Source organism: Micrococcus sp. HMSC067E09 (genome assembly GCF_001812555.1).
Lineage (GTDB): Bacteria > Actinomycetota > Actinomycetes > Actinomycetales > Micrococcaceae > Micrococcus > Micrococcus lylae.
This window is the reverse complement of the sequence record NZ_KV809421.1, coordinates 1-7,200: the sequence shown is the minus strand read 5'-3', so window position 1 is coordinate 7,200 and position 7,200 is coordinate 1. Positions and strand designations below refer to the sequence as shown.

Genomic DNA, 7,200 nt, shown 5'->3' with positions numbered 1-7,200 from the left:
CTGGCACCGGCCCGAGTCAACAACGTCATGACCTCCTACATCTAGTCCCGCCGGCGCGGTCAGCCGCCCGGGCGGGCCTGCCGGCGTCACGGTGCGGTCAGGGCGCCTACACGCCCCGGCCGAACCGACGACGACGTCCGCTCGCCTCCGTCTAGCTGCTCGACTGGTCCTTCGCCCGCATCAGGTCCAGGCCCAGGACGGTGCCGACCACGGCGCAGCGCACGATGGGCGGCATGGACGGGTCCAGCGTCACCTCGTAGCGGGAGTGCCCCATGAGTCCGCGGGACAGACCCGCCCAGCGCCGCTCGACGGCGGCGATCTGCACCCCGCGGGCGTGGACCTGGTAGGCCTTTCCCCAGGCGTTGCCGACGATCTCGAACTCGGTGCCGTCCACCACCTGGCAGCTCACCTTGGTGCTGAAGAACGCGTGCTCCCGGCGCAGGCGGGCCAGCGGCAGGCCCTCGGCGTCCACCATGGACATCCGGTCCCGGCCCCACGTGACCACGTCCTCGAAGCCGAACAGCGTGCGGCCGGTCTCCGCGTCCTCGATCACGAAGGACCGGTTGCCCATGAAGAAGCGGCTCGCGCCGGAGCCGGTGGTGCGCACCCGCAGCACCGGCCGCTCCTGGGCATCGGTGACCTCGAAGTCGTTGGACATGAAGGAGGTCGTCTGCTGCATGTGCAGCACGTCCGTGTGCGCCAGCCGTCCGGCGAAGAACCCAGAGTCCATGGACACCAGTGTGCCGCGCGGGCAGGCGGCAGGTCGAGCGGCCCGGGCGGTCCCGACTCACCGGGCCGCCGCCCGGCCTGATGTCCCGCTCCGTCCCGCCCCGTCCCGTCCCGCCCCGCCGGTGAGGAAGGTCACGGCTGCGGTGGAGTCGGCCGGGACGACCTCCTCCGGTCTGCCGGACCAGAACATCGTCGGTTCCCTCCTGATGTTCGTGTTCACCGTCGCCCACATCCTGCCCATGCTGGGCCTGGCCGTGCGTCGGCTGCACGATGCGAACATGAGCGGCTGGCTGGTCCTGCTGGGTCTGATCCCGGCCGTGGGATGGATCGTCATGATCGTGCTGTTGGTCATGCCGCCCAAGCCCGAGGGCGCCCGCTACGACTCCTGACCGACGTCCCGGGGGCGGTCCGGCCGTGCCCGTCGGCTCAGTTGTGCCCGTCGGAGCCCGAGCCGGCCGGGGCGTCCACCACTGACAGCATCCGCACCGGGGTGGCCAGCAGCTGGGCCACCCCGTGCGGAGCCTCCCCGTCGAAGTAGAGCGAGTCCCCGGTGCGCAGGTGATACCGGCGGTCGCCGTGGGCGTAGACCAGCGCGCCGGCCAGCACATGGATGAACTCGCTGCCCGGATGCTGGAACGTCTCTGAGATGTCAGCGCCCTCGGCGAAGGTGATCAGGGCCGGACGCATCGACTTGGTCCGGTGCGGCAGGGCCCCGAGGGTGCGGTACTCCACGCCCGAGGCGGAGCCGGAGCGGACCACCACGGCCCCCTCGCCTGCGGCGGTGTGCACCGCCTGGTGCTTGCGGTCCAGGCCTCGGAACAGCTCGGTGACCGGGATGCCCAGGCCGGTGGCCAGCAGGTCCAGGGTCTTCAGGGAGCAGGAGGTGGCGGCCCGCTCGATCTTGGAGATCATCGCCTTGGACAGGCCCGTCACACTGGCCAGCTCGGTGGCGGTCATCCCCAGCGCGGTGCGGTAGAACTTCACCTGGTCGCCGATGGAACGCTCCAGACGCCCGCCCACCGGCTCCTCCGGATCCTCCCCCACAGAGGAGTCCGCGGGGATCGCCGGGGCGGGATCCGCCGTAGGCGGCGCCACCCTCGTCCCCTGCTGCCTGCCCTCAACGGGGGGCACCCGTCCGCCCAGAGGCACGGCGGCGGTCTCGGACAGCGGATCCGGCTCGCCGGGAGCCGGGGCGGAGGGAACCTGGGCAGTCATGGACAGCATTGTGCCCCATCCCGCCGGCCACGGGCCGAGCGGCACCGCCGGTCCACGTCACAGCCACGGCGCGGCGGACCTCCGGGGCGTGTCCTTCCGTGGTCCAGTGGTCCTGCGGAGCGGTGGTCAGCGGGTGCCGGGGATCCAGTCGGTGCCGGCCAGCGGGACCTTCGCCATGGCGGAGGCCTCCAGGGTCAGGGCCACCATGTCCTCCGGCTCGAGGTGGCGCAGGTCCGACTTGCCGCAGGCCCGGGCGATGGTCTGGGCCTCCATGGTCATCACCCGCAGCAGGTTCTCCACCCGCCGACCGCCCTCCACCGGGTCCAGCCGGGCGGAGAGCTCCGGATCCTGGGTGGAGATGCCGGCCGGGTCTCGGCCGTCCTGGAAGTCGTCGTAGTAGCCCGGGGCAGACCCCAGGGCGGCGTACTCGTCCCGGTAGCGGGGGCTGTTGTCTCCCAGGGCGATCAGCGCGGCGGTTCCGATGGACACCGCATCGGCGCCCAGGGCCATGGCCTTGGCGACGTCGGCGCCGTTGCGGATCCCGCCGGAGACCACCAGCTGGACCCTCCGGTGCATGCCCATGTCCTTCAGGGCACGGACGGCCTCGGGCACGGCCGCCAGGATCGGGATGCCGACGTGCTCGATGAACACCTCCTGGGTGGCGGCGGTGCCGCCCTGCATGCCGTCCAGGACCACGACGTCCGCCCCGGCCTTCACCGCCAGGGAGGTGTCGTAGTAGGGGCGGGTGGCGCCGACCTTCACGAACACCGGCTTCTCCCAGTCGGTGATCTCACGCAGCTCGCCGATCTTGATCTCCAGGTCGTCCGGGCCGGTCCAGTCCGGATGTCGGGAGGCCGAGCGCTGATCGATGCCCTGCGGCAGGGTGCGCATCTCGGCCACCCGCTGGGTGATCTTCTGGCCCAGCAGCATGCCGCCACCGCCGGGCTTGGCGCCCTGGCCCACGACCACCTCGATGGCGTCGGCCCGCCGCAGGTCGTCCGGGTTCATGCCGTAGCGGGAGGGCAGCAGCTGGTAGACGAGGGTGTCGGAGTGGTCGCGCTCCTCATCGGTCATGCCGCCGTCGCCGGTGGTGGTGGAGGTGCCCACGGCCGAGGCTCCGGTGCCCAGCGCCTCCTTGGCGTTGGCGGACAGCGCACCGAAGCTCATGCCGGCGATGGTGATCGGGATGTCCAGATGCAGCGGGGTCTTCGCGTGCCGGTCCCCCAGCACCACGTCGGTGGCGCACTTCTCCCGGTAGCCCTCCAGGGGATAGCGGGAGACGGAGGCTCCCAGGAAGAGCAGGTCGTCGAAGTGCGGGACCCGCCGCTTGGCACCCCATCCTCGGATGTCGTAGACACCGGTCTCGGCGGCACGCTGGATGGCGTGGATGGTGGCGCGGTCGAAGGTGGCCGACTCGCGCAGGCCGTGGTCGCCGGGCCCGGGCACGGCGTCCGCGCGGACCTGGGCTGCGGTCTGGTTCTGCTGGGGCATGAGGGGTGTCCTCTCCGTGACGTCCCTGTACGGGGACAGGCGGGTGTGTCTGCTCGGGCGGGGCATCCGGGCCGCAGCGGGCGGCCCAGCCGGAACGGGCTCAGTAGGCCTTCGAGTTGTCGGCGGTGAAGTGGTAGAGCCGCCGAGCCGAGCCGTAGCGGCGGAACTCCTCCGGGGACTCGGTGCGCCCGGCCGCCTGCAGCAGCCCGGCGAGCTCCCGGCGGTGCTCGTCCCGCATCTGCTTCTCCACGCAGTCGGTGCCCAGCGAGGCCACCGACCCCTTCACGTAGAGGCGGGCCTCGTAGATCGAGTCGCCGAGGGACTCCCCGGCGTCGCCGCAGACCACCATTCGGCCGGCCTGGGCCATGAAGGCGGACATGTGGCCCACGCTGCCGCCGACGACGATGTCCACCCCCTTCATGGAGATCCCGCAGCGGGCGGAGGCGTTGCCGTCGATGACCACGAGCCCGCCCCGGCCGGTCGCGGCGGCGGACTGGGAGGCATCCCCGTGGACGTGGACACGGCCGGACATGATGTTCTCCGCCAGGCCCTGCCCGGCGCTGCCGGAGACGGTGAGGGTGGCGTGCTTGTTCATGCCGCCGAAGTAGTAGCCGACGTGGCCCTCGACGTCGACCCGCACCTCGCGGTCCACGCCGACGGCGATGGAATGCAGTCCACGCGGATGGGTCACGGTCCAGCGGGTGGCAGTGGCGGCGGGGTCGTGCAGGGCGGCGTTGAGCTCGCGGACGGACTGCTCGGCCAGGTCGACACTCACGTGCTCGGCGGCGTCGGCCTCGGCGGGATGCCGCGGTGCGGCGGTCGGGAGGGTGCTCATGCGGGGATCACTCCTGGAGGGGGTCTCGGATCGGGCGCGGCGGGGCAGTGCGTTCGGGACGGACATGTCCGACCCGGAGGTCACCAGGTGTAGACGCGGCCGGGCTCGGGTTCGAACACGCGGGCGGACTCGATGCCGGGCAGCTCGGACAGCGCCCGGAACTCGGAGGCCACCGCGACCCAGTCGTCGGTCTCGGCCACCACGCAGGGCTTGCAGGCGATGGGATCACGCACCACGGCCATCCCGTCCCGAGTGGTCACCACCAGGGTGTAGAAGCCGTCGAACACCTCGCCCAGGCGCAGCAGGGCGGTCTCGAGGTCCGCGCCCTCCTCCAGCTGGGACGCCACATACCGGGCAGCCACCTCGGAGTCGTTGTCCGAGCCGAAGCGCACTCCGTGGCGCTCCAGCTCGTCGCGCACGGTGAGGTGGTTGGAGAAGGAGCCGTTGTGCACCAGGCAGAGATCGTCCGCGACGGAGTAGGGGTGGGAGCCGGCGGCCGTCACCGCGGACTCGGTGGCCATGCGGGTGTGGGTGACGCCGCGGGTCCCGGACATCGCCTCCAGGCCGTGGGCGGAGGCGACCTCACGAGGATTGCCCACGCCCTTCATGACGGCCACATGGGAGCCCTGGCCGATCACCGAGGCCTCCGGGGCGAGCTCCTCCAGGGCCTGCAGCAGGGCGTCGGTGGACGCCTGGGAACGGACCAGGGTGGTGTGCCCCACGGCCTCCACGGTGGTCTCAGCGCCCTCGAGCCGCTCCGTCAGGCGGTCGGCGAGCTCAGCGGCCGGCAGCGGCAGATCGATGCCCAGCAGTGAGACCAGGCTGGCCGCACCCTGCATGGTCTGAGGATCGTCGTAGACGGCGAGTCCGGCGGAGTCCGGGCCACGCTCGATCAGGTCACAGGTCATGGAGTGCAGCAGGGTTCCCAGCTGCGGGCCCATCTCGGGATTCTTGATCTGCAGGGCGGCGATCCCGCACATCGGCGGTCTCCTCTCTCACGGTGGTCACTGTGTCGGCTCCGGCGCGGGTGCCGGTCCTGTGCCCCGGGGCCGGGCCGTCGCCGGCCCCGGGGGCGAAGCAGTCTCAGGACGAGGTCAGATCTGGGTGAGGTAGGTCTCGACCTCCCAGTCGCTGACCCGGTTGTGCCAGGTGAAGAACTCCGTCTCCTTCAGACTCGCGTAGTACTCGCCGATCTCCCGGTCACCGGAGAGGCAGCCCAGGATGGTCTCGTCGGCGCGGAGGGCGTCCACGGCATGGAGCAGGGTCATCGGCAGGCGCTTGGCGCCGGCGGAGTTGCCGCCCGGCTCGGCGGGGTCGCCCGGGTCCAGGCTGCGGTCGATGCCGTCCAGGCCGGCCTCCAGGGCGGAGGCCAGCATCAGGTACGGGTTGCCGGCGCCGTCGCCGGTGCGCAGCTCTACTCGGTTGCCCTCCGGCACGCGGATGGACTGGGTGCGGTCGTTGCCGCCGTAGGTGGACATCTGCGGGGCGTAGGTGGCGCCGGAGACGGTGGTGGTGGCGTTGGCCCGTTTGTAGGAGTTGACGGTGGGCGCCAGGAAGACCTGCAGCGCCGGACCGTGCTCCAGCAGGCCGCCGATGAACCCGTAGGCGGTCTCGGACAGGCCCAGCCCGCGGTCGTCCTCGGCATCCGGGAACAGCGGGGTGCCACCGTCCCAGAGGGAGAGGTGCATGTGCAGGCCGGACCCGGCGCGCTCGGTGAACGGCTTGGGCATGAAGGAGGCGACGTAGCCCTCCCGGTGGGCGATCATCGAGATGATGTAGCGAGCGGCGATCACCCGGTCCGCAGTGGTCAGCGCGTCGGCGTACTTGAAGTTCTGCTCGAACTGGCCGGCGCTGTCCTCGTGGTCGTTGGCGTAGTTGTCCCAGCCCAGCTCGTTCATGGCGGCGGCCACGGTGGTGAGGTGGTCGAACATGCGGGTGACGCCGCGGGCGTCGTAGCAGGGGTTCGGGGAGGTGTCCTCGTCGTCGCCGGTGGCGATGCCGCCGTCCTCGGTGCGGCGCAGGATGAAGTACTCCAGCTCCGCGCCGACCATCGCGGTCATGTCCCTCGCCGCCAGACGGGCCAGGGTGTTGCGCAGGATCACGCGAGGGGCATAGGGCCACGGACGGCCCTCCACGTGCGGATCGCACTGGACCATGGCCAGGCCCTCCTGCAGGAAGTGCAGCGGCATCCAGGAGTCCGGGTCCGGCAGGACCAGCAGGTCCGGGTCCTGCGGGCCCTGTCCGATGTTGCCGGCGGCGAAGCCGGAGAACCCCATGCCGCCGGCCTCCAGCTCCTCGGCGGCGGAGACGGGCACCAGCTTGGAGCAGGCACGGCCGGTCATGTCCACGAAGGTGGCCAGGATGTAGTCCACGCTGTCGCGTTCGGCGAGCTCGCGGAGGGTGGGGCGGTCCGCGGCGGCGGGATCCTTCGGGACGTCGGTGGCCTCAGGGCCGGCGGCGACAGCGGTCATCGTGATCTCCTCACAGAGGTCGAGGTGTCATGATCAAGAACAGGGTCCACTGTCAGTGGAACACGGGGACCAGCAGGAATGAAACCTGTGACGGACTGTGTCCTGGACCACGAAGAGACCGTGCCCGTGCAGAGCGTGTGACCGTCATCGGGCGGCGACGCCGGTCGTTCGGCCACAGGGGGCCGACGCACATCAGGCCCGGCGCCGGCCGCGGGCGCCCAGCAGCGCGGCCACGCCCACCAGCAGCAGGGAGACGGCCACGGCGAACACATAGCCGGCCTCCGGGGACACGGAGTCGATGAACACCCCGGCCAGCGGGGCGCCCATGGCGGATCCGGCGGTCATGGCCGAGCCGTAGAAGCCCATGGCCTCGCCGCGGCGCTCCTCGGCCACCAGCAGGGAGACCGTGGAGGAGGCCGAGGCCAGGGTGGGGTGCCTCTATGGTTTTCGTCAAGCAGC

General features: G+C 71.4%; 8 protein-coding genes. 1 reads left to right on the top strand and 7 read right to left on the bottom strand.

Translation table 11 applies throughout. The features are described 5' to 3' along the window. Window positions 1-151: 151 nt before the first annotated feature. Window positions 152-730, bottom strand: a complete 579-nt coding sequence (locus HMPREF2863_RS03250; RefSeq protein WP_067189933.1) for an LURP-one-related/scramblase family protein — start codon at window positions 728-730, stop codon at window positions 152-154. Between the two features lie 121 nt (window positions 731-851). On the opposite strand from HMPREF2863_RS03250, the gene HMPREF2863_RS12015 reads away from it, so the two are divergent. Further along, complete coding sequence (locus tag HMPREF2863_RS12015) at window positions 852-1,118, top strand: DUF805 domain-containing protein (RefSeq protein ID WP_168165753.1); 267 nt, start codon at window positions 852-854, stop codon at window positions 1,116-1,118. A 37-nt stretch (window positions 1,119-1,155) separates the two neighbouring features. On the opposite strand, the gene HMPREF2863_RS03240 is transcribed toward HMPREF2863_RS12015, so the two are convergent. The 6 genes from HMPREF2863_RS03240 to HMPREF2863_RS03215 form a co-directional block, all read right to left on the bottom strand. Next, entirely contained in the window at window positions 1,156-1,944 is a 789-nt protein-coding gene (locus tag HMPREF2863_RS03240; RefSeq protein WP_083315191.1) for a helix-turn-helix domain-containing protein, read from the bottom strand. Window positions 1,945-2,070: 126 nt separating this feature from the next. Next, the gene (locus tag HMPREF2863_RS03235; protein ID WP_082739727.1) at window positions 2,071-3,435 is read right to left on the bottom strand and encodes an FMN-binding glutamate synthase family protein; all 1,365 of its coding nucleotides are present in this window, start codon (window positions 3,433-3,435) and stop codon (window positions 2,071-2,073) included. 100 nt (window positions 3,436-3,535) lie between these two features. Then, window positions 3,536-4,270, bottom strand: coding sequence for a GltB/FmdC/FwdC-like GXGXG domain-containing protein (locus HMPREF2863_RS03230; RefSeq protein ID WP_082739726.1), 735 nt, complete (start codon window positions 4,268-4,270; stop codon window positions 3,536-3,538). 80 nt (window positions 4,271-4,350) lie between these two features. After that, window positions 4,351-5,250, bottom strand: coding sequence for a class II glutamine amidotransferase domain-containing protein (locus HMPREF2863_RS03225; protein WP_067189929.1), 900 nt, complete (start codon window positions 5,248-5,250; stop codon window positions 4,351-4,353). A 114-nt stretch (window positions 5,251-5,364) separates the two neighbouring features. Next, the gene (gene glnT / locus HMPREF2863_RS03220; protein WP_070637863.1) at window positions 5,365-6,741 is read right to left on the bottom strand and encodes a type III glutamate--ammonia ligase; all 1,377 of its coding nucleotides are present in this window, start codon (window positions 6,739-6,741) and stop codon (window positions 5,365-5,367) included. Window positions 6,742-6,933: 192 nt separating this feature from the next. Beyond that, entirely contained in the window at window positions 6,934-7,134 is a 201-nt protein-coding gene (locus tag HMPREF2863_RS03215; RefSeq protein WP_070637861.1) for an MFS transporter, read from the bottom strand. Window positions 7,135-7,200: the final 66 nt, after the last annotated feature.

Bases quoted from the DNA above. Each gene is read 5' to 3' on its own strand.
- glnT (WP_070637863.1), bottom strand. From the start codon at position 6,741: ATGACCGCTGTCGCCGCCGGCCCTGAGGCCACCGACGTCCCGAAGGAT.
- HMPREF2863_RS03250 (WP_067189933.1), bottom strand. From the start codon at position 730: ATGGACTCTGGGTTCTTCGCCGGACGGCTGGCGCACACGGACGTGCTG.
- HMPREF2863_RS03240 (WP_083315191.1), bottom strand. From the start codon at position 1,944: ATGACTGCCCAGGTTCCCTCCGCCCCGGCTCCCGGCGAGCCGGATCCG.
- HMPREF2863_RS03225 (WP_067189929.1), bottom strand. From the start codon at position 5,250: ATGTGCGGGATCGCCGCCCTGCAGATCAAGAATCCCGAGATGGGCCCG.
- HMPREF2863_RS03235 (WP_082739727.1), bottom strand. From the start codon at position 3,435: ATGCCCCAGCAGAACCAGACCGCAGCCCAGGTCCGCGCGGACGCCGTG.
- HMPREF2863_RS03230 (WP_082739726.1), bottom strand. From the start codon at position 4,270: ATGAGCACCCTCCCGACCGCCGCACCGCGGCATCCCGCCGAGGCCGAC.